Annotated in this window: 25 protein-coding genes; 12 read left to right on the top strand and 13 right to left on the bottom strand. The window is 43.3% G+C overall.

Annotated elements, in window-relative coordinates; translation table 11 throughout:
- The first annotated feature begins 192 nt into the window (after positions 1–192).
- Genes HCZ42_RS19265 through HCZ42_RS19255 form a run of 3 tightly spaced genes read left to right on the top strand, consistent with a single transcriptional unit; the run spans position 193 to position 2,471 of the window.
- Positions 193–996, top strand: a complete 804-nt coding sequence (locus tag HCZ42_RS19265; protein ID WP_167422335.1) for a hypothetical protein — start codon at positions 193–195, stop codon at positions 994–996.
- Complete coding sequence (locus HCZ42_RS19260; RefSeq protein WP_167422352.1) at positions 989–1,801, top strand: glucosaminidase domain-containing protein; 813 nt, start codon at positions 989–991, stop codon at positions 1,799–1,801. Before HCZ42_RS19265 ends, HCZ42_RS19260 begins: the two co-directional genes overlap by 8 nt.
- A gap of 13 nt (positions 1,802–1,814) precedes the next feature.
- Positions 1,815–2,471: a DUF2987 domain-containing protein gene (locus tag HCZ42_RS19255; protein WP_167422334.1), complete on the top strand. Its 657-nt coding sequence runs from the start codon at positions 1,815–1,817 to the stop codon at positions 2,469–2,471.
- 70 nt (positions 2,472–2,541) lie between these two features.
- Here HCZ42_RS19255 and HCZ42_RS19250 read toward each other — a convergent pair whose 3' ends face one another.
- A complete protein-coding gene (locus HCZ42_RS19250; RefSeq protein ID WP_167422333.1) occupies positions 2,542–3,213 on the bottom strand; it encodes a response regulator transcription factor in 672 nt (223 codons plus the stop codon).
- A 318-nt stretch (positions 3,214–3,531) separates the two neighbouring features.
- Here HCZ42_RS19250 and HCZ42_RS19245 point away from each other — a divergent pair, with 318 nt between their 5' ends.
- From HCZ42_RS19245 to HCZ42_RS19220, 6 genes are all read left to right on the top strand, one after another.
- Positions 3,532–4,038, top strand: coding sequence for a hypothetical protein (locus HCZ42_RS19245; RefSeq protein ID WP_254868992.1), 507 nt, complete (start codon positions 3,532–3,534; stop codon positions 4,036–4,038).
- Between the two features lie 99 nt (positions 4,039–4,137).
- Positions 4,138–4,638 carry a hypothetical protein gene (locus HCZ42_RS19240; protein WP_167422332.1) on the top strand — a complete coding sequence of 167 codons (501 nt, stop codon included), beginning with the start codon at positions 4,138–4,140 and terminating at the stop codon, positions 4,636–4,638.
- A gap of 93 nt (positions 4,639–4,731) precedes the next feature.
- Positions 4,732–5,403 carry a molecular chaperone gene (locus HCZ42_RS19235; RefSeq protein ID WP_254868993.1) on the top strand — a complete coding sequence of 224 codons (672 nt, stop codon included), beginning with the start codon at positions 4,732–4,734 and terminating at the stop codon, positions 5,401–5,403.
- A gap of 6 nt (positions 5,404–5,409) precedes the next feature.
- The gene (locus tag HCZ42_RS19230) at positions 5,410–6,057 is read left to right on the top strand and encodes a hypothetical protein (RefSeq protein ID WP_167422331.1); all 648 of its coding nucleotides are present in this window, start codon (positions 5,410–5,412) and stop codon (positions 6,055–6,057) included.
- Positions 6,041–8,518: a fimbria/pilus outer membrane usher protein gene (locus HCZ42_RS19225; protein WP_439849007.1), complete on the top strand. Its 2,478-nt coding sequence runs from the start codon at positions 6,041–6,043 to the stop codon at positions 8,516–8,518. Before HCZ42_RS19230 ends, HCZ42_RS19225 begins: the two co-directional genes overlap by 17 nt.
- A complete protein-coding gene (locus HCZ42_RS19220) occupies positions 8,508–9,383 on the top strand; it encodes a hypothetical protein (RefSeq protein WP_167422329.1) in 876 nt (291 codons plus the stop codon). The genes HCZ42_RS19225 and HCZ42_RS19220 overlap by 11 nt, the downstream gene beginning before the upstream one ends.
- A 51-nt stretch (positions 9,384–9,434) precedes the next feature.
- Here HCZ42_RS19220 and ttcA read toward each other — a convergent pair whose 3' ends face one another.
- The 11 genes from ttcA to ccoN form a co-directional block, all read right to left on the bottom strand.
- The gene (gene ttcA / locus HCZ42_RS19215) at positions 9,435–10,367 is read right to left on the bottom strand and encodes a tRNA 2-thiocytidine(32) synthetase TtcA (RefSeq protein WP_167422328.1); all 933 of its coding nucleotides are present in this window, start codon (positions 10,365–10,367) and stop codon (positions 9,435–9,437) included.
- Between the two features lie 154 nt (positions 10,368–10,521).
- Complete coding sequence (gene uspE, locus HCZ42_RS19210) at positions 10,522–11,469, bottom strand: universal stress protein UspE (protein ID WP_167422327.1); 948 nt, start codon at positions 11,467–11,469, stop codon at positions 10,522–10,524.
- A gap of 130 nt (positions 11,470–11,599) precedes the next feature.
- The gene (locus HCZ42_RS19205) at positions 11,600–12,349 is read right to left on the bottom strand and encodes an FNR family transcription factor (protein WP_053408638.1); all 750 of its coding nucleotides are present in this window, start codon (positions 12,347–12,349) and stop codon (positions 11,600–11,602) included.
- A gap of 91 nt (positions 12,350–12,440) precedes the next feature.
- Positions 12,441–13,112, bottom strand: coding sequence for a sulfite exporter TauE/SafE family protein (locus HCZ42_RS19200; protein ID WP_167422326.1), 672 nt, complete (start codon positions 13,110–13,112; stop codon positions 12,441–12,443).
- Positions 13,109–13,273 carry a cbb3-type cytochrome oxidase assembly protein CcoS gene (ccoS, locus tag HCZ42_RS19195; RefSeq protein ID WP_167422325.1) on the bottom strand — a complete coding sequence of 55 codons (165 nt, stop codon included), beginning with the start codon at positions 13,271–13,273 and terminating at the stop codon, positions 13,109–13,111. The genes HCZ42_RS19200 and ccoS overlap by 4 nt, the downstream gene beginning before the upstream one ends.
- On the bottom strand, positions 13,274–15,646 hold the full coding sequence (locus tag HCZ42_RS19190) for a heavy metal translocating P-type ATPase (RefSeq protein WP_167422324.1): 2,373 nt from the start codon (positions 15,644–15,646) through the stop codon (positions 13,274–13,276). It lies immediately after the preceding gene.
- 8 nt (positions 15,647–15,654) lie between these two features.
- Entirely contained in the window at positions 15,655–16,134 is a 480-nt protein-coding gene (locus HCZ42_RS19185) for a FixH family protein (RefSeq protein WP_167422323.1), read from the bottom strand.
- A 91-nt stretch (positions 16,135–16,225) separates the two neighbouring features.
- Complete coding sequence (gene ccoP, locus HCZ42_RS19180; RefSeq protein WP_167422322.1) at positions 16,226–17,203, bottom strand: cytochrome-c oxidase, cbb3-type subunit III; 978 nt, start codon at positions 17,201–17,203, stop codon at positions 16,226–16,228.
- Positions 17,200–17,376 (bottom strand): cbb3-type cytochrome oxidase subunit 3, encoded by a 177-nt coding sequence (locus tag HCZ42_RS19175; RefSeq protein ID WP_053408632.1) that lies wholly within the window; start codon positions 17,374–17,376, stop codon positions 17,200–17,202. Before HCZ42_RS19175 ends, ccoP begins: the two co-directional genes overlap by 4 nt.
- A gap of 16 nt (positions 17,377–17,392) precedes the next feature.
- The gene (gene ccoO, locus HCZ42_RS19170; protein ID WP_053408631.1) at positions 17,393–18,013 is read right to left on the bottom strand and encodes a cytochrome-c oxidase, cbb3-type subunit II; all 621 of its coding nucleotides are present in this window, start codon (positions 18,011–18,013) and stop codon (positions 17,393–17,395) included.
- A 13-nt stretch (positions 18,014–18,026) separates the two neighbouring features.
- Complete coding sequence (gene ccoN / locus HCZ42_RS19165) at positions 18,027–19,454, bottom strand: cytochrome-c oxidase, cbb3-type subunit I (RefSeq protein WP_053408630.1); 1,428 nt, start codon at positions 19,452–19,454, stop codon at positions 18,027–18,029.
- Between the two features lie 259 nt (positions 19,455–19,713).
- Between ccoN and HCZ42_RS19160 the strand changes: the two genes are divergently transcribed.
- Genes HCZ42_RS19160 through HCZ42_RS19150 form a run of 3 tightly spaced genes read left to right on the top strand, consistent with a single transcriptional unit; the run spans position 19,714 to position 22,991 of the window.
- Positions 19,714–20,079, top strand: coding sequence for a hypothetical protein (locus HCZ42_RS19160; RefSeq protein WP_167422318.1), 366 nt, complete (start codon positions 19,714–19,716; stop codon positions 20,077–20,079).
- The gene (locus HCZ42_RS19155) at positions 20,080–21,264 is read left to right on the top strand and encodes an FIST signal transduction protein (protein WP_167422321.1); all 1,185 of its coding nucleotides are present in this window, start codon (positions 20,080–20,082) and stop codon (positions 21,262–21,264) included.
- 8 nt (positions 21,265–21,272) lie between these two features.
- Positions 21,273–22,991: a response regulator gene (locus tag HCZ42_RS19150; protein ID WP_167422320.1), complete on the top strand. Its 1,719-nt coding sequence runs from the start codon at positions 21,273–21,275 to the stop codon at positions 22,989–22,991.
- Positions 22,992–23,021: 30 nt separating this feature from the next.
- On the opposite strand, the gene HCZ42_RS19145 is transcribed toward HCZ42_RS19150, so the two are convergent.
- The coding region (locus HCZ42_RS19145; protein WP_167422319.1) for a DUF2955 domain-containing protein at positions 23,022–23,923 on the bottom strand (902 nt) is incomplete at its 5' end.

Genomic DNA, 23,923 nt, shown 5'->3' with positions numbered 1-23,923 from the left:
TATCTGAATCAAGAGCCTATACCTTACCAAGCACATGTTTTCGGTCAATTATTAATCATACAGATGAGAAAGCAAGTGATTGGTGGATATCTGATTTTAGACTTTCAAACGTTTAAGTATAATGTCACACAATTACAGCCTGACATTCAAACAACAAGCTAGCTTAGTGAATACTAAGTGCTGGATTCAATAATGAATAATGATATAGAGAAAGATTTTAATTTAGGTGGAAGTGTGGAGCGTGCACTTTCAGGAGACTATGAACTTAAAATAGGCGATGTGCTAAAAGAAGCATGGAACCTAACCATCAAGAACTTCCTTTCATTTTCACCAGCGATAGTGGCGCTGATCGTGATTCAGTTTGCCATCTTTTATATCGCACTCAAATTACAATTAGGTGACCCATCAATGATCATCGACGCGTTTACCAGCGCCGATGCGTTTGATCCTAATATTATCAATGCGATTATGGTGGCAAACTACAGCTACGAAGTTATCAGTGCGCCTATCTATGCCGGCATCAGCCTAATGGCGATGAGTCACGCGGCAGGACTGACGACAAAGTCTCGTCACATTGCTAAAGGGCTTCAGTTTACTATCCCTGTAATTCTGGCAACCTTGTTCAGTTTGATGCTTCAGGGCATTGCGGGTTTATTGCTGCCATTCATATCGTTGTACCTTTCAATCGCGTTCAGCAATTCGATCTTGTTGATTTGTGAAAAGAAAGTGCCACCGATGCAATCGTTGTTGTTATCGTTAAGAGCGGCCAACAAAAAGATATTTGTCTTAGCTGGTATCTATCTAGTAGTTTCCATCATGTTTGTAATCGGCATGATGTTTTACGGTTTAGGCTTAATCATCGTACTGCCGTTTTTCTTCCATGTTAAAGGTATTATCTACCGCAACATGTTTGGCATTAAATTAAGAATTATCGCTTCAGACCGTCCTAAAAATGATGATGACCATGACAAAAATTCACAAGTGTTCGATGCGTAAGGGCGAGTTCCTTGCGATTGCAGCTGCGGGTATTCTCGCGAGTTGCACTACCTATCAATATGAAAGTACTCAAGAGCGAAAGAAAATTGTCACTTCTGAGGCTGCCGCGAAAGTCGGTGACGCACCTGATTTCACTGCGTTTACCGATACGCGAGCAAAAAAGCAGGCGTTCTTCGATTATTTAAGACCGGGGATTGAGCTTGAAAACCAGCGCGTAAAGAAAGAGCGCGAACGTCTAGAAAATATCCAGACTCATTTGCAGCAACAACAGCTCTCAAATGACGATATTGAGACAGCCAAACGTTTAGGGAAGCTCTACAACCTAGAACTGAATGAGGGAGAAGTCACTCAAGTTTGGATGGACAAGATGTTACATCGCGTCGACGTGTTACCTAAAGCATTAGTCATGGTACAGGGGGCAAACGAATCAGCTTGGGGAACATCGCGATTTGCGACTAAAGCGAATAACTACTTTGGGCAATGGTGCTATAGCAAGGGGTGTGGGCTGGTTCCGTTACAGCGAGCTGATGGGATGAGCCACGAAGTGGCCAAATTTAGCTCTGTTCAACAGTCGATTCATGGTTACTTTATGAACGTCAATCGTAACGCCGCATACGAAGCGTTGCGCGAGATCCGTTATCAACGTCATATCGCTGGTCAAAGTTTAACGGATATCGACGCAGCTATCGCACTGACTAACGGATTACTCAAATACTCTGAAAGAGGTGAGGCATACGTCAACGACTTACAAACAATGATTCGTCATAATAAGCCGTTTTTTGAAAGCCAGACCACTCAACAATAAGATTATAAATTCAATGAAGAAAATATCATTAGCCTTCTTGGCTGCTGCTTTGACGACTGTAGCAGCACCTTCATATGCTCAAGAATATATGTTCACCTATAGCAAGCTCTTTACTCAAATGAAACAGAATGTGAAGGAAGGGCACGATGACGTGAAAATCGGCTTCTTTTTTCTCGATGCGCAAAGCAAACAACTTTGTCCCATCGATAAAGCTTGGATGGAAAAAGAAGAACATTACGAAGAGCTAAAATCCTCCCAATACAATGAGTTGCTTGTGCCAATCGACGACAATTTGCGCCAAGCAAATCCGCTCGTGTTTGTGCAAACACCGCAAGATCGACGCTGTGATTTTTCTATGGTTGTGATGACGAAAGAACCATTCGAGGGCGAAGTTAGCTACCAAGACGTAGAAAAGCTTATGCCGCAAATGCAGGCGATGCTGGAAGACTTAGGGGGTATGTTTGCGAGTTGGTTCACTCCGAATGTTGAAGGCGTCACACTGGAGTTTGCCAACAAGCTCAACTCGACGATTCAGTTTTCCAACGGTGATGTTAAACCTATCGTTGATGGAAAAGTGCAGGTCGCGCTTTCTGAGATTGGAGAGGGCGGCTATATGACACTCCCAAAACAAACAGCTCGAGTGTTACCTTATTTGCCAAACGCAAAATAGATATTTGACCTATATCACTAAAATAGGGCGTCGTTTATATAAGTGACGCCTTGTTTTTATAATCTCATTATTACTTGATGCTATATACATTTGCGGACTTATAATGTTTTTTAGCTAGTTCTATTGCTTCTCGTCGACAACCTACATTTAATTTTTTGTACAATTTATATAGATGTGTCTTCACCGTGCTTTCAGCGATATATAAACTTTCTGCTATCTCTAAGTTAGAATTTCCACACACTAAATGATCGAGAATTTGTTTTTCTCGCTTGGTTAATTCGTTGATGCCATCTGGTGTCGATAATATATAAGGACGAATTTGGTTTAACATTTGCGCCATCAGGCTTCTTGGTAACCACAGGCTGCCATTAAGAACAGCATCGACACAACGAATTAAGTGCTCAATCGGTGCATCTTCATAAATCATTCCTTTTACACCAAACCAAGTTGAAAGTTCCACGCATTCAATGTGCTTCGGAATACCATAAACGACTAGGCTTGTATTTAAACTATTCGCGTAGATATCGTTTAAATATTGGCCTTCTTTAAGACAGGTAAAAGAGACAAGAACAATATCAACGTCGTTATTGTCAATGATTTGATTGACTTCGTTCGCATGGCCAATGATCACATTCAACTTTTCATTTTTACTTAGTTCTCGTTTGATAAGTTGCGAGTGAAAATTGTTCTTTTCATCCAGTAGAACATTCCAGTGCTTTTTCTTGTCCAGCTTAACTCCCATAACGGACTCCGGCGTATGTATGCATTTATATGAACGTAGGGGCACGAGTATACACCGCACTCGGTGCGCTATCGTGTTTCTAAACTGATACAATTCGTAATAAATTTCATCAATTTCTAAAACTTCAGCCAAGAACACAATTTTTATTCTGTAAATAAATCCACACTATTTTTAAGTGTGTTTTTCTACAGTTATTTAAACTCGTGGCGCCTACAACTTTTTCTACTACTTGTATTTCTGATCCGTCTTAGTTTCATACTTTTTATCTTATTGAAAGCGGTATATTTAATCTCATCTCAGATAGAGCAAAGGCCTCTTATGAGGGAATTAATTAAGTACATTATTTTAGTGATTTTTATATCGCCAAACTCAGCCTTGTTTTCATACTCAGCTAAAGCAGGCGATTTGTCTTTAGATCTTGTAGGACAAATTGAAAGTCGCTGTGAATTAAGCTTGATGACAGACAACACGATAGATTTGTCAAATATACGCTCAAAAACGTTGCCGTTTAATGTTTATTGCAACCAACCTTTGAGAATGAGTATTTCCTCACGAAATGGTGGTTTGTTAGCAAGCGATGCCAATCAGGAACATGGGTTAAATAGGTATTTATTAGAAATATCGATCACCAAATTAGGTATTAAAAAGCAGATATCCAGTAGTGACTTAACTTCTGAGAGCTCTGTCGATAGTTCCGGTGTTATTCCGTTTTCAACGCAAGGAGAAATACGGGTAACCCTTGAAGATAACCTGCTATACGCAGGCAATTACCAAGATGTTATCGAAATTGATGTCTATCCATCAATCAATGACATCAAACAGTAAATAGCTTACTTCATGCGAGTGAGCACGTCAGTCGCAATCTGCCCAAACGTATCTGGGCTACGACATGTAAGTCAGTAAAAAACTCTCTAAGGAGCAATTATGAATAAGTTAACAGTTTGTGCAGTTGTTATTTCTGGTGCGTTTGCCACTCAAGCTCTTGCAGCGCCGACAGCGATACAAGTTCAAGCAATCAACCCTTCAGTTTGTGAAATTTCAGCAAACCAATTAGTGCTAGATCTTAAGAATCCATCAGCTCAAAACACTGCTACAACTAACTTTACAATGAAATGTAATGACCGTAACGGTGCAACTGTGAAGATGGTAAGTGCTGAAGGTGGTCTAGAAGCAGACGACGCATTACCAGATGATTTTGCACTTGCATATGAAGCAACATTTACTCCAGAAGGTCTAGATCCACTATCTTTTGCTCCTCCTGGCGGTACTGGTCCAAACAACTTTGAGTCTGATGCTAAATCATATGCGGGATCAACAGACCTAGCTGATGGCCTTTCAGCAACTCTAGAAGTAACTAACACTCAAACAGCACCTTGGTCAGGTGGTTACTCAGATACAATCACAATTAGTATCACTTCAAACTAATTGTCTTAAGCTAAGGGAGGCTATTCATAGCCTCCCGATTTCTATTCAAGGAGTGTATGAGTGTTTAGAAGCATAGTTATCATCTTATCCATCATGGTCAGTTTTTCTGTTCAGGCGTACCGAGTTGAACCTATGGTTTCTGAAATGGAGCCATTAGGTAAACGCTCTCAAATAGTGATGCGCGTGGATAACACTGGCAGCCAACCACTTACCGTTGAATTGATTCCCAAATCTATGACTATGGATGAAATGGGCAACGAAACCACTCAACCTGCTGATGATGAGTTACTTGTTATTCCGGTTACTGCGGTTATTGAGCCAGGGCGCTCCCAATCGGTGATGATCCGCTATCTTGGCAACCCATCTATATCTGAGTCGAAAGCCTATCGTGTTACGGTGAAGCAAGTTCAAGTTGAACGCGCGAGCGCGGAAGCTGCGAACGTTGGTTTACTGCTAGAGTTCAATACACTAATCAACGTAAAGCCAAAGAACTCACGACCTGAGCTATCAGTGACAAATGTAAAACAAGATGGCGCAAATTGGCTGCTTGAAGTAAGCAATACAGGTACAAGCTACGCGAGACTAAATAAAACTAACTGGCAAGTAGCTGATAAGACCCACAATTCTTTTGTTACTGGAACAGAAATACGAGAACTCATTGCAGGTAGCTTAGTATTGCCTAAATCAAAGCGAAGCTTTGTCATGAAGCCACTTGAAGGTTTTGATGTAGATTCATTGTCGATAGATATTGAATTAACGGAATAGCAAATAATGCGCTGTAACCACATTTTTGCTTATTTGCTTGCGCTGTTTAGCTGGACATCACATGCTATTGTGATGTCTCCATCGATCGTGGAGTTTAACGTACAGAAAGGTAACTCCGCACAAATTGTGGTAACGAACAACACGACCAATAAGTTACCACTTGAAGCCTCATTGCTAGAACTTAGCTTTAACCAAGATGGGAGCTTCACTCCTCAACCAGTCAATGATTTTGATCTTTTAGTGTTTCCACCTGCTGCAATCCTCAAGCCAGGAGCGAGCCAAGTATTTCGCATTCAATGGGTAGCCTCTTGGACACCTCGTCAATCTAGAAGCTATTTCGTTCGCTTTAGCCAACCTCCGCTAGAAAACAATGAACAATCAGGAATAGCACTGCAAGTCCACTACAACGCGTTACTACATGTCTATGCAAATAACAATCGAGCAAATGTTGCACTTAAAGTTGAAAAAGATGGTAAGGCTACTTTGGTAAATAGTGGCAATAAATATACCTACAGTAGTCTGCTGACGTTTTCTCAACATAATCAAATAATCCAAGATACCGTTGGTACATTATTTATTCCGCCAAATACAAGCTTAGACGTTCAATCTGTAGTTAATCTTCCGGCTGGTGAATATGATGGATATGAACACTAAGATAAATTCATTCGTTAGGGTCATCATTCTAGCCCTGTTTGCCTTGTTTTATGTACTTGGCAATATTTCAGTTGTCCAAGCCGCCAAGATCAATCCAACAGGCAGAGATATTGAACTAACAACTTTGCTTAGAGTTAGTGATAGTGTACTTGGCGAAGCGTTGGTAACCATTACTGCTGATGACGAAGTCTTGTTACCTAAAGAGAATACTCTCGAGTTACTTAGGTCGCTTTTGTCTGAAGACACTATCAATGATCTTAGAAACGTTAGTAACAGTTCTGTACTTTCTCAGCAAGACTTCCAAACAGTCGGCCTAGACATGCGTTTCGATTCCTCTACTTTTGAATGCATTATTTCTATTCCTGCTGATTTAGCGTTTACTCAGCAAATACGCTTTGCCCATCAAAATCCAAACCAGAATCATCTTGAGCCAGAGGTTTTTAGTGGATATATGAATATCACGCTGACCGCAAATGAAACTCGAGCAGAAGACACAGAGACACAGAACAACTATTATCACCGTTTAGAATCAGCGCTCAGTGCTGGACCTGCCAGCATCGAATATGAAGCATCGTTTGACTCGAGCGCAGAGAGTAACGAACAGTACGTACGTGAAGGGACAAGACTCAACGTAGACTTTCCGAGTCAAGGGACAAGACTCGTCTTAGGCGATATGTATAACAGCGGTAAACTGTTTCAAGATGGTACCGACGTACTTGGAATTGGCTTGACGCGAGATTTCACTCTTATCCCAACAAGAAACGTTAGACCGAAAGCTGCCCAGTCGTTCACTCTCCAAAGAACCTCAAGTGTGGATGTCGTCATCGATGGTGCAGTTGTTCAACGTTTAACTTTGAGTGCGGGTAGTTACAACTTAAGTGATATCCCTCTTGCACAGGGTAACAATGATGTTGAGCTCATCATTACCGACTCGGCGGGAAGAGAGGAGAGAATCAGTTTTTCAATCGCGACAGGTAATGGATTACTTGCACAAGGTGAGTTTGAATACAGCATTATGGCGGGGATGCCAAGTGAATTTCGTGATGGTGAGATTAAGTACCTATCTGAACAACAGATTCTACACGGTTATTTAGATGTGGGTGTTACGCCGTCACTAACGCTAGGGGTTGATGCTCAAAGTAGAGAAGATGTCTACCAGTACGGCGCATCAATACTACATGCATCAACACTTGGTGTAACGGAGCTCGTAACTTCTCAAAGCCATCATCCAGAGTTGAAAAGTGGTGACGCTTATCGTTTATCATTCGATGCCGAGTTTGATGATAGTAACGACTTAAAGCCCCAACTGAGCTTTATTTATGAGTATCAATCTGAAGATTTTGTTGGCATAAACAGTTTCGATACAACTGACTCACCGGTAAACGCAACTCAACATTACGCATCACTGTTTGGTTCTATCGCAATAACGCAGCGATTGCGTACTGCACTTACTTCCACATACAGTTCAGGTGTAGAGGAGACCAGCAACTATTGGTCTGTAAGCCCGAGCCTATCAGGCCCACTATTTGGGACACCTGCGACTTGGAGTACACGTTTAAACTATCGTGATTATCAATACACCGAAGATGAATTTTCTGCATCATTTACTATTAGTTGGCCTTTTAGCCGGGAGCTACGTGCAGTCGGGCAATACTCAAGCCAAAACCAACAGGGCTCATTAGATGTGACATACCGCGATGGTATTGGCAGCACTGGTGGTGTGTCTGCCTACGCATCGTTGGAAACGAACAAAGAGACTGATGGTAACCTCAATGCAGGCGTAAATTACACCGGTAACCGCTTTGAAACGCTTGCGGACCATACAACACGAGTTGAAAACTTTGATGAGAGCAGTCTAACGCACAATACTAGAGTTGAGGTTTCAAGCTCAATTGCGTTTGCAGGAAGTGCGGTCACCATTGGTCGACCGGTCAAAGAAGCTTTTGCCGTTATCGAGAAGCACCCAAGTTTGGCTGAAAATCGTGTAGCGGTGGATCCAACCTTAAATAGTGATTACGCCCGTGTGTTCAGCGAATCTTCCTATGACGTTTTGTTACCTGACCTCGTCGCGTATAACTCTCAGCTTATTGGTTACGATGTAGAAGATTTGCCCCCTGGATATGACTTAGGCGATGGTGCCTTTTCACTCTACCCAGGGTACAACCGAGGCTATCGTCTGTTGATTGGCTCTGATGCCGTGCTAACCGCGATGGGTAAAATCTATGACCGAAAATCTGGTGAACCTATCACTTTGGTTGCCGGTAAAGCGATCTATTTAGGCGATAAAGAGCATGAGCCTGTCGAGTTTTTCACCAACAGACAAGGGTTATTTGCGCTATCCGGTCTACGACCAGGTGATTACAAGCTCGAACTCGACAACAAAGAAAAACAATCCGTTACGGTCAATCTACCTGAAGATGGTAACGTCTTGGTCATGCTAGGAGACTTATATGTGGATTAATTCATTAACTAAATATGGGTTACTACTGTTGCCCGCTTCACTAACACCGTTTTTTAGCTACTCAGCGTGCACGTTAACCTACTTAGCAATCGAGCCTGTTACGGCATCGAGAAGTTACAATGTTTTTGAATCGGGTACTAATGCGTTGGTGCAAAACTATCGATTGAAATCTGACATCATAGATGAAGACTGTGAAGTTGAGGTTGAACTCAGCGTTGAGAATGAACTCAACCATTTAGTCAGTGACAGCCAGCAAAACTTAATCTTCGATTGGCATAGTAGTAACGGTTATCAGAGAGCTGGGCGTTGGTATACCAAACTTTCTTCTGCTGAGCCCGATGCAATATTTCAATTGAACTACCCAAGTCAGCAAAAAATCGATGCAGGGAGTTACTTTGGGCGACTGCAAGCGACCGTAGGTGATCCAGATCTCAACGTGAAACAAGCGTCTTTGGACGTTTCAGTTTCGGTACCACCGACCGCAAAGATACAATTTTATGGATTATCCCAAAATCACTATGATCTTGATCTTGGTGTATTAACAACCAACAAAACGATTGGTTATGCCCCAAAGCTGTGGATTGAGAGCAACTCAGGATACCGAGTCTCTGTCGAGTCATTGAACCGTGGGTCACTTCGTCATCAATCGGAAGATATTCGTTGGGATATAGGATACAAAATGTACCTAGATAGCCAACAAATCGAAATAACAAGTCCAATCGCTTATTGGCGGAGCAGTGAGTCTACTTTTGGCAGACCTGTTTCGATGGAATTTGTGGTGGGAGATACCGTAGATAAACCAGCAGGACTGTACAGAGATACCTTGCAAATATCTATCGAACCGGAACTAACGGCTCTGCCTTAACAGCCTAAAGAAAAGGGTCGCTAACAAGCGACCCTTTATTATCTATTTCAACTAGATATTAGTGACATTGAGTTGAAGGCTTGGATCGAACTCTTGTACACGATCATCTGCGTCTAACTCAACTTTTGGCATTTCTTCTTTATCAAAGCCAATATCACCACCGTTGATAACGCCTGAATCCTTGTTAATCGATTTGAAGTCGAATAGTTCAAAATCAGCTAAGTGGCTAGGCACGACGTTTTGCATTGCGCGGAACATAGTCTCGATACGTCCCGGGAAGCGTTTATCCCAATCATTCAGCATTTGCTTGATGTTTTGGCGCTGAAGATTTGGCTGAGAGCCACACAAATTACAAGGGATGATCGGGTATTCACGCATTTCAGAGTACTTGATAATGTCCTTCTCTCGGCAGTAAGCAAGAGGACGGATAACTACGTGCTCACCGTTGTCAGAAACCAACTTAGGTGGCATACCTTTCATTTTTCCGCCATGGAACATATTCAGGAACAGTGTTTCCAAAATATCATCACGGTGGTGGCCGAGTGCAATTTTGGTGGCACCCAGTTCATTGGCCGTACGGTACAAAATACCACGGCGTAGTCGAGAACAAAGCGAACAAGTCGTTTTACCTTCTGGGATCTTATCTTGAACGATAGAGTAGGTATCTTCTTCTACAATCTTGTACTCAACACCCAATGACTCCAAGTACTCAGGCAGAATATGTTCTGGAAACCCTGGCTGTTTTTGGTCTAGGTTGACTGCAATAAGAGAGAAAGAGATCGGCGCGCTCTTTTGCAAACTCATTAGGATATCAAGCATAGTAAAGCTGTCTTTACCGCCAGATAGACACACCATAATGCGATCTCCATCTTCAATCATGTTGAAGTCTTGGATAGCTTGGCCTGTATTGCGGCGAATGCGCTTTTGTAGCTTATTGAAATTGTATTGTTGAGCTTTAGTGCGCTCTTGAGTTTGCTCTGTCATCAGCTTGCGTTCTTTAATCAATCTTCAAAACAAAATGAAGTGCGTATGATACGGATAAATAGCGCAGATGCCAGATCTAATCACTCTCAGAAACAAAAAATCCCCTCGAATCAATCGAGAGGATTTGAGTGACAATACGGTAGATACCTAACGCTTAGATAGCAGTTGCTGGGTCGAGTGGACTGATGTAACCGCTTGGCTTCAAGGCCAATACGTCACAGTTGATCTTATCGATGACATGTTCAGCTGTATTACCAATAAACACAGCAGACAAACCTGTACGTCCGGTGGTTCCGATGATTACCATTGCAGCATTTAAGCGCTCTGCAACTTCAGGGATCACATCTTCAGGGAGGCCTTGCTCAACGATGGTTTGCTCATCATCATAACCGTGTTTCTGACGCAGTGCTTTCATCGCAGTCAAGTGATGTCCTCTGACTGCATCGGTGTACGTCGCTGGGTCAAACTCTGGAAGCTCAATGGTGATGTTTGCCGGAGTCACAGGATAAGCATTAACGAGGTAAGGGGTCGCCCCCAGACGTTCCGTCAGGCTCTTCATTTGATCGACCATGCTGTCGTTTAAGTCCAGATGGGTTTCGTTTTCCGAACCCACATGAACAGAGGCAATAATACTCGCATCCTCTGGCCAATCTTCGTTTTTAACCAGCAGAACTGGGCAAGGGCATTTTCTTAACAAATGCCAATCGGTCGGGGTAAAGATTACTGATTCCAACACATCGTGTTTACGTGTTCCTTTAATCAAAATATCGTGGCTGCCACCAAATACTTCAGCAATAATCGCCTCGTAAGGGCGATTGTGCCAAACCACTTTCACTTCAAAGTTCACACCTTCAAGCAGATATTCTTTGGCAACTCGTTGCATCCATTGTTCACGTTGTCCAATTACACCACGACGCATCGCATCGCGCTCGTCGACAGATAACATAGATGTCATGTCATAGGAGAAGTCATAAATAGAAAGGAAAAAAGTCACATGGCTAGGCGAGCGACTTTTGGCAGCAAGCTGCATTGCACGGGCTAAAGCGGGTTGGTCATCTTTATTGATGTCCGCCACAACTAAGATTTTATTATAGATGCTCATATCTACTCCTTAAACATGAGGAGGAACATATGATTACTGTAGCCTAGTTCAGTGGGAAATATTAGGAAAAGTTGAAGGAGAGTAAGAGAAGTATGATGTAGCTCAGCTTTGAGCTACATCATTGATGTTATTACGATTCTGCAGAAACGCCAGCCAGTTCCATCAGTGCATCGTGGTCTAAGATAGTAATGTATTTCCCTTTCACACTTAGCATTTCTGCTTTCTGGAAACGACCAAGTAGACGAGAAATTGTCTCAACCGTAAGGCCTAAGTAATTACCAATATCACCACGAGTCATTGTTAGACGGAACTCGCGAGGACTAAAGCCGCGTTGTGAGAAGCGAGTTGAAAGATTGTAAAGGAACGCAGCTAAACGCTCTTCAGCATTCTTTTTCGAAAGCAGAAGAATCATTTCTTGATCACCTTTGATTTCATTACTCATCAAACGCATGATTTGTTGACGCAACTTCGGCATTTTGCCAGATAAGTCATCTAATGTTTCGTATGGAATTTCACAAACCATCGATGTTTCTAGCGCTTGAGCGAAACTAGGGTGAGAGTCGCCAGTGATAGCATCGAAACCAACTAAATCACCAGCCAAGTGGAAAGCAGTAATCTGCTCGTCACCTTGTTCTGTGATTGTGTAACTCTTAATCGTACCTGAGCGAATAGCGTAGAGAGACTTAAGCTCATCACCGGCTTTGAAAAGCTCTTGGCCTTTTTGGATCGGCTTTTTGCGCTCAATAATTTGATCAAGTTGATCTAATTCTGACTCATTAAGAGTAAATGGAATACAAAGCTGACTGATGCTGCAGTCTTGACAATGGATGGCACAGCCACCTGATTGAATACGCTTTGTTGCAGGCTTTTCAGAAATCATAACAACCTTTCACTATTTGATATACATCAATATTTTAGCATCCCTTAACTCTAAAGGGTAGTGTAAAAAGACGCATAAAAACATTGGACGATTAAGTTATTGATAAGATGGTAAATGCACCATAGCCAGTGTAAATGCCATAGATTAAGAGTGCTAATGCGACAATGTGTCGAAATATGACATTATTTTGAAGCTTATTTAAAAAATTAGCGGAATGGCCGAGCAACAACATTGCGGGAAGCGTACCCAACCCAAATGCTAGCATTACCATCGCCCCATTCGTTGCGCTGCCCGAGACAGCTGACCAAGTCAGGGTGGAGTAGACAAGCCCACACGGCAGCCAACCCCATACGAAGCCAAACGGAATAGCGTGAGCGGGGGATTTTAGTGGAAGTAACGAATGCCCAGCAGGAGAGATAAACTTCCACAGTGTTTGACCAAGTTTCTCAATGTACACCAATCCATGCCACCAACGCCCGATATAGCAAGCGAGAAGTATCATAAAGATGGCAGCAGCAATTCTCAGCCAGATCAAGACGTTGTTAAGTTGACTGACTTCCGAAATCGAAGATACCGCACCGCCCACCAACGCTCCGATGATGGCATAGCTCGTTAAGCGTCCGAGGTTGTAGAATAGCGGAATAAGTTTAGAAGGTTGGGATTGGCCAATAGACAGCATCGAAGCTATACCACCACACATTCCCATACAGTGGCCGGCGCCGACGAGCCCGATAACAAATGCACCAATCCAATCGGGGGTCATTGCTTATCGTTCTCTTTGTTATCTTCTTCATCAAACAGAATATTGTGACCTTGACGTTCAAGGTCCTCAAACTGCTCACTTTTTACCGCCCAAAGAAAGATAGCCACAGCGACACACACTAAAACTATCGCAATAGGGATAAGAATATATATGCTTTCCATCTATTTACCCTGTTCCTTAAGCAAACGAAGGGAGTTAGATACTACAATAATTGAACTCGCAGACATACCCACAACTGCAAAATATGGCGCAACTAATCCCGCCACGGCAAGAGGCAAAACCAGTAAGTTGTAGCCCAATGACCATGCAAGGTTCTCACGAATGATCTTACGAGTTTGTAACGCGAGCTTACGAGCTTCTAAGATGCGCTCAAGATGATCGCCAAGCAGAACCATATCGGCAGACGCTTTTGCCACGTCAGTACCACCGCCCATAGCGACTGAAAGGTGCGCTCCCGCTAAGGTAGGGGCGTCATTGATGCCATCGCCAATCATCATAGTGATATCTTTGTTATCGACACTTTTTAGATAGTCCAGCTTATCTTGCGGTTTAGCACCAGAGACAACATGCTCAATGCCAATCTCTTTGGCAACACTCTCTGCGTTTGTTTGAGAGTCCCCAGTCAGCAGAGTAATTTTTATATCGGCTTGTTTAAACTGTTCGATAAATGATTTCGCTTCTTTACGAATTGGATCTTGATAGCGGAACGTTGCGATATGGACACCGCCTAAAGACATGTAAACCGAGTTAGCTTCTGCCGTTACACCATCATCCAAAACATAGCTTGCGCTACCAATTTTGGCCTCTAGGCCTTGGTAAATTCCACGAATGCCTGAGCCAATAATATTTTCAACATCAGTCACTTCAATGCCTTGCTCAGTATATGTTTTAAATGCGCGAGCAATAGGGTGGTTAGCGTGTGACTCTAACGCTGCAGCAAGCGCTAGTGCTTGTTGTTCGGTGTAGATTGAAGGGGTTGAGACAGAACTGATGACAATATCACCGTGTGTTAGCGTGCCTGTTTTATCGATAATCAGATGATTAACCTTGCACAGCGTTTCAAACACGTGGCTCTTGCGTAGTAGAATACCGTAGCTACCCATACGCGATGTCGCACAAGTCAGCGCCGTTGGCGTCGCCAAGGAGAGTGCACAAGGGCAGGTCGCAACAAGCACAGATAGCATGATCCAGAACGCGTCATCTGGACGAGCTTCATGCCAGAAAAACCAAGTACCGGCGGCAATAATCAAAATAATACCAACAAAGTAACGTGCGACTACGTCGGCAATCTCAGCGATCTTTGGTTTGCTTGATTGTGCTTCGTCTTGAAGGCGAACGATATTAGATATCATAGAGTCGGCTTTAGATGACATAACTTCCAACTCAAACGCTTCTTCACCGTTCAGTGTGCCTGCGTAGACGTAATCATCGATAGTCTTTACTACCGGGACAGATTCGCCTGTTAACATCGATTCATCTATATGAACGCGGCCTGAGATGATCTTGCCGTCAGCGGGAACATGCTCACCCGGCAATACGCGGATTCGATCGCCTAGAACCAATGTTTTAACGGGGACTTGCTCACCATCGAGTTTGGTCGCAATAGCAGGGATCAGTTTAAGCAGGTTTCCACTCGCAGCCGCAGCTTTACGGCGTGCTCGCATTTCCAGAAATCGTCCCACCAACAGGAAGAACGCAAACATAGAAATGGATTCGAAGAACACTTCACCCTGTTCGGTAACGGTCGCGACTAAACTCGCGCAATAAGCGAAAATCATCGCTATAGAAACTGGCACGTCCATACCGAGGGTACGACTGCGAATGCTTCGCCAAGCGTTGACATAGAAAGGCAACGCGGAATAAAGCATGACTGGAGTGGCAAAGATTAAACTAACCCAGCGGAAATAGTTCTTAAACTCGGGTTCAAGATCGCCAAACACCTCAAGATAAAGAGCAACAGCCAGCATCATGACTTGCATGGTCGCCAAACCAGCGATCCCCAAGCGATAGAGATACTGCTTCATTTGTTGGTGGTAAGCGGCTTCCTGTTTATCGGCTTCAAACGGTGCGGCGGTATAACCCAACTTATGAATAGAAGAGAGTAACTCACTTAGGCGTGTTTTGGTTTTATCCCAAGACAAAATAGCGCGGTTAGTCGTGGTATTGACGCGGATAGAGAGTACGCCTTCTTTGTTAGAGACTTGTTTTTCTATCAACCAAGCACAAGCGGCGCACGAGACGCCTTCAAGCGACAATGTGACTTCAGCTCTGTCATCAGAACTTCGTACAAACTCAGACTGCACTTGTTCATTGTCATAATGGATAAGTGCTTGCAGTTGTTCTGGCACCAAATCCGCTTTTTCGGCAGGTGCTGTACGGTACTGGTAGTACGAGGTAAGCCCGCTATCAACGATTGTTTGTGCGACTGTTTCGCAGCCTGGACAACACATATCGCGGACTTCACCTAGGATTTCAACCTTAAAATCCGTGTTTACTGGTACTTCTTCACCACAGTGGTAACACGACTTACACATGATTTTGCTTAGTTATCCAATTGAACAGGAGATGACGATGGGAATGTAACGCGGCCTTGAACCAACCATTGCTTATCATGTGGAGTTAGCTCAATAAACCAAGGACCTTGAAGTTCTTTGTCCAACGTGAAGCGGTAAACGCCTTTCGCATCGGAAGTAATGATTTGAGAGAAGTCTCTATCAGGAAGAGTACGGTGGGCAAACATGGCTGTGATTGCAGGGTAGTGTTCCAACTGACCTTTGTCGAATTGGATAACAACACTATTACCGTCAGAATAAACGGCAGCTTTTAGACCAAGGTCTTTCGCCACATTTTGTTTACTAATGTCGACATTAATGCCTTTACCTTTTTTATAGTAATCCTCGGTCACTAACGAGACAGAATTTTGCGAGAAAATCACAACAGTGATCAGCGTCCACACAACAACAGTAAGTGGCAATACAATTAGAAACCACGGCCAAAACTGCTTATACCAAGGCTTTACCATAAAAAAGTTCTCAATTTGTAAGATGGAATTAGGGCTTTAACTTTAAAGGAAAGACAGCCCCTTGTGAAAGGGGCTGTTATTGAATAGTTACTTATTTATCTGAGTTGCTCAAGCTCCAAACGTAAGCAGCAACAAGCTGAACTTTGTCTTCGCCTAGAATATCTTTCCAAGCAGGCATTACGCCAGAACGACCGTTCGTTACTGTTTCTGTTACGTCCGCACGAGAACTACCAAACAACCAGTCTTGGTCAGTCAGGTCAGGAGCACCCACTGCTGGGTTACCTTTACCATCTGTGCCGTGACAGGCTGCACACACGACAAAACGTGCTTTACCAGCTTCTGCATCACGAGCATTTACGCTACGACCAGAAAGGCTAAGAGTGTAGCTCACTACTTCCTCAACGCCTTGCTCGCCAAGAGCATCTTTCCAAGATGGCATCTGACCGATACGACCGTGCATGATAGTCGTAACGATAGCTGCAGGCTCACCGCCGTATAGCCACGCATCATCAGTTAGGTTAGGAAAACCTTTCTGACCACGAGCATCCGAACCGTGACACTGAGAACAGTTTTGTAGGAACAAGCGCTGGCCTACTTTAACCGCTTCAGAGTCTGCCGCGATTTCAGGAATCGGGCGTAGCTCAGTTGAACCGTTCACGTACGCGAGGCTCTTGAATGCTTCACCAAAGTAGGTATCTGCATCGTCTAGCTCTTTTGCGTATTGGTCCAGTTGCTTGTTGCTTTGCGCAGCTGCTACTGATGCCTTCGACTCTTCAAGAGAGCGTACTGTTTGGTCTGAACTGGTCCAGCCTAATACACCTTTGAAGTTACCAAGACCCGGGTAAAGAGTCAGGTAAATCGCCGCGAAAAAGAACGTACCCACGAATAGGTAAGTCCACCATTTCGGCAGTGGGTTGTTTAGCTCGCGAATACCATCGTACTCGTGACCCATATCTGCACTTTCTTCTACGCCCATCTTGTCTTTTAGACACCAGATAAGCAGTGCAGCACAGCCGACAAGAGTACCGACTGTAATGATGATTATCCAAAGACTCCAAAATGTAGTCATTGCTTAGTCACTCCTTGTTCTTTTTCGGGCGTTTTTTCTTCATCAGCAAAAACAAGGTTTGCAGCCTCATCGAAACGTGCTTTGCGACGTTTACCGTAAGCCCACCAAACTACACCCAGAAAGCTAACGAACAGAACTATGGTCCAAATACTGTGAATAGTACCGATATCCATAATTTCACCCCTTTAATTACTTCATTGCGTGACCAAGAGACTGAAGGTAAGCAATGATGGCATCCATCTCTGTTTTACCTTCTACATCTTTAGACGCATTTGCGATTTGCTCATCAGTGTATGGAACACCAAATTGATCACGGAAAAGACGTAGTTTCTTTTCTGTATTCTTGCCATCTAGAACATTGTCAGCCAACCAAGGGAAACCTGGCATGTTTGACTCAGGAACTAGTTCGCGAGGATCAAGAAGGTGAACACGGTGCCACTCGTCAGAGTAACGACCGCCAACGCGTGCTAGGTCAGGACCAGTACGCTTAGAACCCCATAGGAATGGGTGCTCCCATACACTTTCACCAGCAACAGAGTAGTGACCGTAGCGTTCCGTTTCAGAACGGAATGGACGAATCATTTGGCTGTGACATACGTTACAACCTTCACGGGTGTAGATGTCACGACCTTCAAGCTCAAGAGCTGTGTAAGGACGTAGGTTTTCAACAGGTTCAGTTGTTTGCTTTTGGAAGATCAACGGTGTGATCTCAACCAAAGCACCCAAACTGATTGCAAAAACAATAAGAATCGCTAGCAAACCGACATTGCGTTCAACAATTTCGTGGCGATTGTTAGAATTAGAACTCATTCTTTAAATCTCCTTATGCCGGTTGCTGGATTGCTTTTAAGCTAGCTTTTGGTGCTGAAAGCGTCTTGTACGTGTTGTATGCCATTAGGAACATACCACTTAGGAAGATGAAACCACCTAGGAAACGTACAAAGTAGAACGGGTAAGACGCTTCTACTGATTCAACAAAGCTGTAAGTCAACGTACCGTCAGAGTTAACTGCGCGCCACATCAGACCTTGCATAACACCAGAAATCCACATCGCAACGATGTACAGAACTGTACCGATTGTCGCTAACCAGAAGTGAGCGTTAATCAGGCTTACAGAGTACATACGCTCTTGACCGAATAGGCGAGGGATTAAGTGGTATACCGAACCGATAGATACCATTGCAACCCAACCTAGAGCACCAGAGTGTACGTGACCAACTGTCCAGTCTGTGTAGTGAGACAGCGCGTTTACTGTCTTAATAGACATCATTGGACCTTCAAACGTAGACATACCGTAGAACGATAGTGATACGATTAAGAAACGAAGGATAGGGTCATAACGAAGTTTGTGCCAAGCACCTGAAAGCGTCATGATACCGTTGATCATACCACCCCAAGAAGGCGCAAACAGAACAAGAGACATAACCATACCTAGCGACTGCGTCCAATCTGGAAGTGCAGTGTAGTGTAGGTGGTGAGGACCTGCCCAAATGTATAGAGAGATAAGAGCCCAGAAGTGAACGATTGATAGACGGTAAGAATAAACTGGACGCTCAGCTTGCTTAGGAACGAAGTAGTACATCATACCTAGGAAACCAGCCGTCAGTAGGAAACCTACTGCGTTGTGACCGTACCACCACTGTACCATCGCATCCACCGCACCTGCGTAAATCGAGTACGATTTACCCATAGAGACCGGGATTGCCATGCTGTTTACGATATGAAGAACCGCAACAGTAATGATAAAGGCACCGAAGAACCAGTTTGCCACGTAGATGTGTGACGTCTTACGTTTCACAAGCGTTCCGAAGAACACGATCGCGTAAGAAACCCAAACAACCGCGATAGCAATATCGATTGGCCATTCAAGTTCAGCGTACTCTTTACCAGAGGTATAACCCAAAGGCAGAGTAATCGCAGCTGCGAGGATAATTGCTTGCCAGCCCCAGAAGGTGAAGGCGACAAGAGGGCCACCAAATAGACGAGTTTGACAGGTACGCTGCACAACATAGTAAGACGTTGCGAACAGAGCACTTGTACCAAACGCAAAAATAACCGCATTAGTATGCAGAGGACGTAAGCGACTGTACGTCAACCACGGCGTATCAAAGTTTAGCTGTGGCCAAACTAATTGAGCGGCAATCAAAACACCAACAGCCATACCGACAATACCCCAGAGAATAGTCACAAGGGTAAATTGACGGACGACTGTATAGTTGTAGTTTTGTTCAAGCTGCTTTTCTTGGCTCATTTGCATGCTTCCAATTTCTAATTAACTACACTTTACTTCCAACACGACACATGTCGTAATGCCACCCAAAACGTAAAGAATTTCGTCCCGCGTTTCAGACGGTTAAATATTCTTATCGGTTTTTAAAAAAAGTGGCATTTTCAGCCGCCAACTATACTGCATTTAACAATTCAATGACAGCGTAGTAACCTTACACTTGGTCAGGTTTTGGCCTTTTATTTTAAAACTTTGAAGTTTGTTACACGGAGAAACACCCTGAATGGCAGCCCAAAAACTCACACGCGGTCGTTTTGTTCAAATAATCATCATGTTAACCCTACTAATTACAGCGTTTTTCTGGAGAACGGTCACGCATGAGTCGACACTTGAACTGTCGTGTGAGGCAGAAAAAGAGTGTGTTTTTTACGCAGGCAACACCCGGTTTTCTGTGCAATTAGGTGAAGAAAACATGTTAATTGAAACGGATAAGGAAGGGTGGATTCTTGAATCAACATCACCTGAGTCCACGCTCGAAAAAAATGCACTTTTTTGGTCTATTTTCTTTCCAAAATACAATAACGAGATCACAATCAAATTGAGCTCACCAGAAGGTGAACAAAAAGCAATCACTATTAGAAGAATCTAGATGGAATTTAAAACGCATATTTCTTATCAACTGAAAGAAAAAGATGCCGTCGCAGAAATCGTCAGTGAAATTAGTACCAAAAACCTAGCAAGCGTTATTTGCTATTTTACGCAAAACTATGGCGCTGAAAAATTGAGAGGGGCGTTTAAGAAAGCATTGCCTGACGTATCAATTATTGGTTGCTCGACGTGTAAAGGAATAATGACCGAGCGTGGTGTTCACTTTGGCAATGTGATTGGTCTGATTGCGATCTACGATTCAAATTCAAGAGCGTATGGATCCAGTTTGGTTGAATATGATAACGAACAGGATTCAAAAATCGCCGCCAAAAGAGCGATAGAAATCGCATTGGAAAAGGCAGATCGCATTGGGGAAGTGCCTAGCTTTGCCATTATCCATACGACCCCCGGCTTAGAAGAGACATTGATAAAGTCGATTGATAACTTTTTCCAAACGCCAGTTCCGATAATTGGTGCTACAGCCGCAGACAATGCCGTAAAAGGACAGTGGTCAGTCTTTAACGAAGATGCGTCAACACACCAAGGTTTAGCCATTCAACTTCTGTTTCCTTCCAAGCCCTTAGCCGCTGGGTTTAGTGCTGGCTATTCTCCGACGCAGTTCACAGGTAAGGTAACCAAAGCAAAAGGTCGAGAATTGATGGAGATCGACCATAGGCCCGCCCAACAAGTTTACCGAGAATGGTTGGAAAAACACGCTAATATCGACCTTCCAAGTCACTTTATATTTCAACTAGTTACGCAATATCCTCTTGGTAGAATTGCCGGAACGCTTTACAATCAACCATATTATAAATTGTCTCATCCTGTGAACCTCACCGAAGGTGAAGGCATACTTCTTTTCACCAATATTGAAGAAAATGATAACGTTACGTTAATGTTTGGTGACAAATCTCAGTTGATTTTTAGACCAGCGCGAGTGATAAAAGAGGCCAATAGACAATCGATTAATAGCTCGAAAATCGCCGGAGCCGTGTGCATTATCTGTGCTGGGGCTATGCTTTACTTAGATGAAGACATCCATAAAGTTTACGAAATAATAAAACAACAAATGGGGAACACCCCCTTTATTTGTCCATTTACCTTTGGTGAACAAGGGCGCTTTGTTAACGGAGAAAACGGTCACGGTAATTTGATGATCTCCTCCGCTACATTTTACTCTGATTAATTCGACTTATGTGTTTAAAAACGAAAGAACAATTACATGAAGCACTCGTAGAGCTGAAACAGAGCCAAGAACGCGAAGGGCGTTTAATGGCAGAAAACCGCGCTATTCTGGATGCGATCTCAAGTATTACTAGCGCGTCGAACAAACAGCAGATTTTCCAAGAGCTCAAAAACGTACTTTCTCTCTATATAGATTTCTCTGATTTCATCGTACTTAGTAAGAAAAACTGCGAGTTGCACTTCAATACATTGCTTACTTCAAATAAGGAATTTGAAGGCGTCAAATGGTGTAATGACGGTAAGTTTCCCCGAGTTTTAGAGGGAGACTGCATTCTATTGTTTGAGCCAGCCAAACTAAAAGAGTTCGCCTGTTTGGATGACCAGCAAAAGAACGCGATGAAATGTGCTCTAGCTACTGGCGTTAAAGCAACCATTACCGATTCCATCATTTTATTGATAGGGAACAAAGTCGGACAATTCACACTAGATTCGCGCGATACACTGTCACGTTTCAGACCGCTTCTTGAGCGCGCATTGATAGATATCGAGCATAAAGAGCAACTTCAACACTTAGTCGATGTTCGTACGCAACAGCTAAAATTAGCTCAAACTAAAGCGGAAAAAGCCAACGAAGCAAAATCTCGATTTTTGGCGATGATGAGCCATGAGCTGCGAACTCCCTTAAATGCAGTGCTGGGTTACATTGACGTTCTGCTTGAAGAACTAAGTGTTCCAGAACAGCTTGAGATGCTCGAGAAAATGGAGTCGTCCGCAGAGCTGTTACTTGTTTTAATTAATGACATACTCGACTTATCTAGGATTGAAAGTGGCGAGTTCTCCACTAAATATCAATGGGTTAAGTTAAGAAACGACCTATCTTCAATTCTTGAGCACTTCCAAACCCTCGCAAATGCAAAAGGGTTAGACTTCACCGTCGACTTAGAATTTGAGCAGGATTTATTGTTGTGGATTGATCCAACTCGAGTGATGCAAATTGTATTCAATCTTGTCGGCAATGCTCTCAAGTTTACTGAACGAGGTTCAGTGTCTTTAAGTGCTACAATCTCAAACTCAGTACTGAAAATAGAAGTAAAAGATACTGGAATAGGTATCGAACATTCACGTCTTAATGCAATATTCAGTCAGTTTAGGCAAGCCGATGATTCTATCACGCGAAAATACGGTGGTAGTGGACTTGGATTAACTATCTCCAAGCACTTAGTGGAGTTGATGAGTGGTAACATTTCCGTTGAAAGCGTGTTTGGTAAAGGCACTGTGTTTACGATCAGTTTACCTGTAAAAACCAAACTATCAGCCAATCCAGACGATCACCCACATGATTCAGCGGTTAACTTTGGCAAGAGCCTTAACATTCTCGTGGTAGAAGACACCGTAACCAATCAAATGGTAATTAAACTGATCCTAGAGAAACTTGGACATAAAGTAGTTACCCAAAACAATGGCTTGGAGGCGGTGGATTACTTTAAGCAAAACTCAGAGTACATTGATCTTATTTTTATGGATATCTCGATGCCAGTTATGGATGGATTAACCGCCACGAAACAGATCCGACAGTTCTGTAGTGTGACACCGATTATTGCGCTAACTGCTCACGCAATGGCTAAAGACAAGCAAACATGTATCGATGCCGGTATGAATGCGTTTGTCTCGAAACCAATTCGTAGTAAAGAGATACAAAGAATGCTAAAAGCCGTCATCAGTGTTTAGGTGGTGATGACTGACTAGCGCAATTAAAAACTACGATGGCTGAATTCGTTCGATCTCAGGATGCTTTAGCAACATAACCCGTATCCAGTGATGTACAACCCACATGAGCATTGCTGTAAGCAAAACCGCGACAAAGATTGAGCTAAAGCGATACAAGATAGAGAAGAACGCATCTTTTTGTTCAGGAACCAATGACGTTGTCAAAGGGACGGACAGGGCAGACATGGCAGAGAAAGCGATGGCTGCTTTAATTTGCCCTTTAGTCAGCCACAAGCAAAATGGCCCCATGGCTATAACAAATGCCAGCCAAAATAGTAGACCGTGTCCATACCAACTGCCTAAAATAAGCTGAACCGACATACCCGCTAAACACCCTAGAGCCGTGCCTATGATACGAATCTTAGCCATTGCCATTGAGCCAGCGAGCGTCATTGGTGTCAGGATAATAAGAATCGATGCTTGAGCAGATAGCGAATCATATAAATCAGCGACTTGGAAGACAATAAACGCCGTCATTGCGACAACCCAACCCATAGCAACCTGGCTGATGTAATCTATATCGCTTTTTACAGGAGTTGAGATCTCAGCCTGTTCACATTGAGATTCCCGCTCAGGGAAGATCCAATATGCTAACGCACAAACTAAAATGTTGCTCAATGCCATTACCCACAAATTGACGTTAAACTCTTCGATATCCATAAAGTTGTAGCTAGCAAAATTCAGTACAATAGAGCCAACCAATAGCCCCATATAGCCGAATAGGTATGTTTTTGGGTTCATCATTGCAATGCACTTAAACAACATCATAATGCCAACGGCGGCAATCATTAGAGTAGGGTGGAACTGTAAAAATTCTACGATATACGTTGCTTGAATAGTGCTCCAAACCGCAGATAAGAACACCATTAGCAAGCTAGGTAAGCTAAATCGGT

It is taken from the genome of Vibrio hepatarius (assembly GCF_011806575.1).
Lineage (GTDB): Bacteria > Pseudomonadota > Gammaproteobacteria > Enterobacterales > Vibrionaceae > Vibrio > Vibrio hepatarius_A.
Note: the sequence above shows the minus strand (reverse complement) of the source record. Positions and strands in the feature narration are given on the sequence as shown.

What these genes read in the sequence shown, in the direction of transcription:
- ccoN (WP_053408630.1), bottom strand. Translation starts at nt 19,454, where the DNA reads ATGAGCCAAGAAAAGCAGCTTGAACAAAACTACAACTATACAGTCGTC.
- HCZ42_RS19200 (WP_167422326.1), bottom strand. Translation starts at nt 13,112, where the DNA reads ATGACCCCCGATTGGATTGGTGCATTTGTTATCGGGCTCGTCGGCGCC.
- HCZ42_RS19230 (WP_167422331.1), top strand. Translation starts at nt 5,410, where the DNA reads ATGCGCTGTAACCACATTTTTGCTTATTTGCTTGCGCTGTTTAGCTGG.
- HCZ42_RS19185 (WP_167422323.1), bottom strand. Translation starts at nt 16,134, where the DNA reads ATGGTAAAGCCTTGGTATAAGCAGTTTTGGCCGTGGTTTCTAATTGTA.
- ttcA (WP_167422328.1), bottom strand. Translation starts at nt 10,367, where the DNA reads ATGACAGAGCAAACTCAAGAGCGCACTAAAGCTCAACAATACAATTTC.
- HCZ42_RS19150 (WP_167422320.1), top strand. Translation starts at nt 21,273, where the DNA reads ATGTGTTTAAAAACGAAAGAACAATTACATGAAGCACTCGTAGAGCTG.
- HCZ42_RS19265 (WP_167422335.1), top strand. Translation starts at nt 193, where the DNA reads ATGAATAATGATATAGAGAAAGATTTTAATTTAGGTGGAAGTGTGGAG.
- HCZ42_RS19160 (WP_167422318.1), top strand. Translation starts at nt 19,714, where the DNA reads ATGGCAGCCCAAAAACTCACACGCGGTCGTTTTGTTCAAATAATCATC.
- ccoP (WP_167422322.1), bottom strand. Translation starts at nt 17,203, where the DNA reads ATGACTACATTTTGGAGTCTTTGGATAATCATCATTACAGTCGGTACT.
- HCZ42_RS19250 (WP_167422333.1), bottom strand. Translation starts at nt 3,213, where the DNA reads ATGGGAGTTAAGCTGGACAAGAAAAAGCACTGGAATGTTCTACTGGAT.
- HCZ42_RS19155 (WP_167422321.1), top strand. Translation starts at nt 20,080, where the DNA reads ATGGAATTTAAAACGCATATTTCTTATCAACTGAAAGAAAAAGATGCC.
- HCZ42_RS19175 (WP_053408632.1), bottom strand. Translation starts at nt 17,376, where the DNA reads ATGGATATCGGTACTATTCACAGTATTTGGACCATAGTTCTGTTCGTT.
- HCZ42_RS19225 (WP_439849007.1), top strand. Translation starts at nt 6,041, where the DNA reads ATGGATATGAACACTAAGATAAATTCATTCGTTAGGGTCATCATTCTA.
- HCZ42_RS19240 (WP_167422332.1), top strand. Translation starts at nt 4,138, where the DNA reads ATGAATAAGTTAACAGTTTGTGCAGTTGTTATTTCTGGTGCGTTTGCC.
- HCZ42_RS19235 (WP_254868993.1), top strand. Translation starts at nt 4,732, where the DNA reads ATGGTCAGTTTTTCTGTTCAGGCGTACCGAGTTGAACCTATGGTTTCT.
- ccoO (WP_053408631.1), bottom strand. Translation starts at nt 18,013, where the DNA reads ATGAGTTCTAATTCTAACAATCGCCACGAAATTGTTGAACGCAATGTC.
- HCZ42_RS19255 (WP_167422334.1), top strand. Translation starts at nt 1,815, where the DNA reads ATGAAGAAAATATCATTAGCCTTCTTGGCTGCTGCTTTGACGACTGTA.
- HCZ42_RS19245 (WP_254868992.1), top strand. Translation starts at nt 3,532, where the DNA reads ATGAGGGAATTAATTAAGTACATTATTTTAGTGATTTTTATATCGCCA.
- HCZ42_RS19205 (WP_053408638.1), bottom strand. Translation starts at nt 12,349, where the DNA reads ATGATTTCTGAAAAGCCTGCAACAAAGCGTATTCAATCAGGTGGCTGT.
- uspE (WP_167422327.1), bottom strand. Translation starts at nt 11,469, where the DNA reads ATGAGCATCTATAATAAAATCTTAGTTGTGGCGGACATCAATAAAGAT.
- ccoS (WP_167422325.1), bottom strand. Translation starts at nt 13,273, where the DNA reads ATGGAAAGCATATATATTCTTATCCCTATTGCGATAGTTTTAGTGTGT.
- HCZ42_RS19260 (WP_167422352.1), top strand. Translation starts at nt 989, where the DNA reads ATGCGTAAGGGCGAGTTCCTTGCGATTGCAGCTGCGGGTATTCTCGCG.
- HCZ42_RS19190 (WP_167422324.1), bottom strand. Translation starts at nt 15,646, where the DNA reads ATGTGTAAGTCGTGTTACCACTGTGGTGAAGAAGTACCAGTAAACACG.
- HCZ42_RS19220 (WP_167422329.1), top strand. Translation starts at nt 8,508, where the DNA reads ATGTGGATTAATTCATTAACTAAATATGGGTTACTACTGTTGCCCGCT.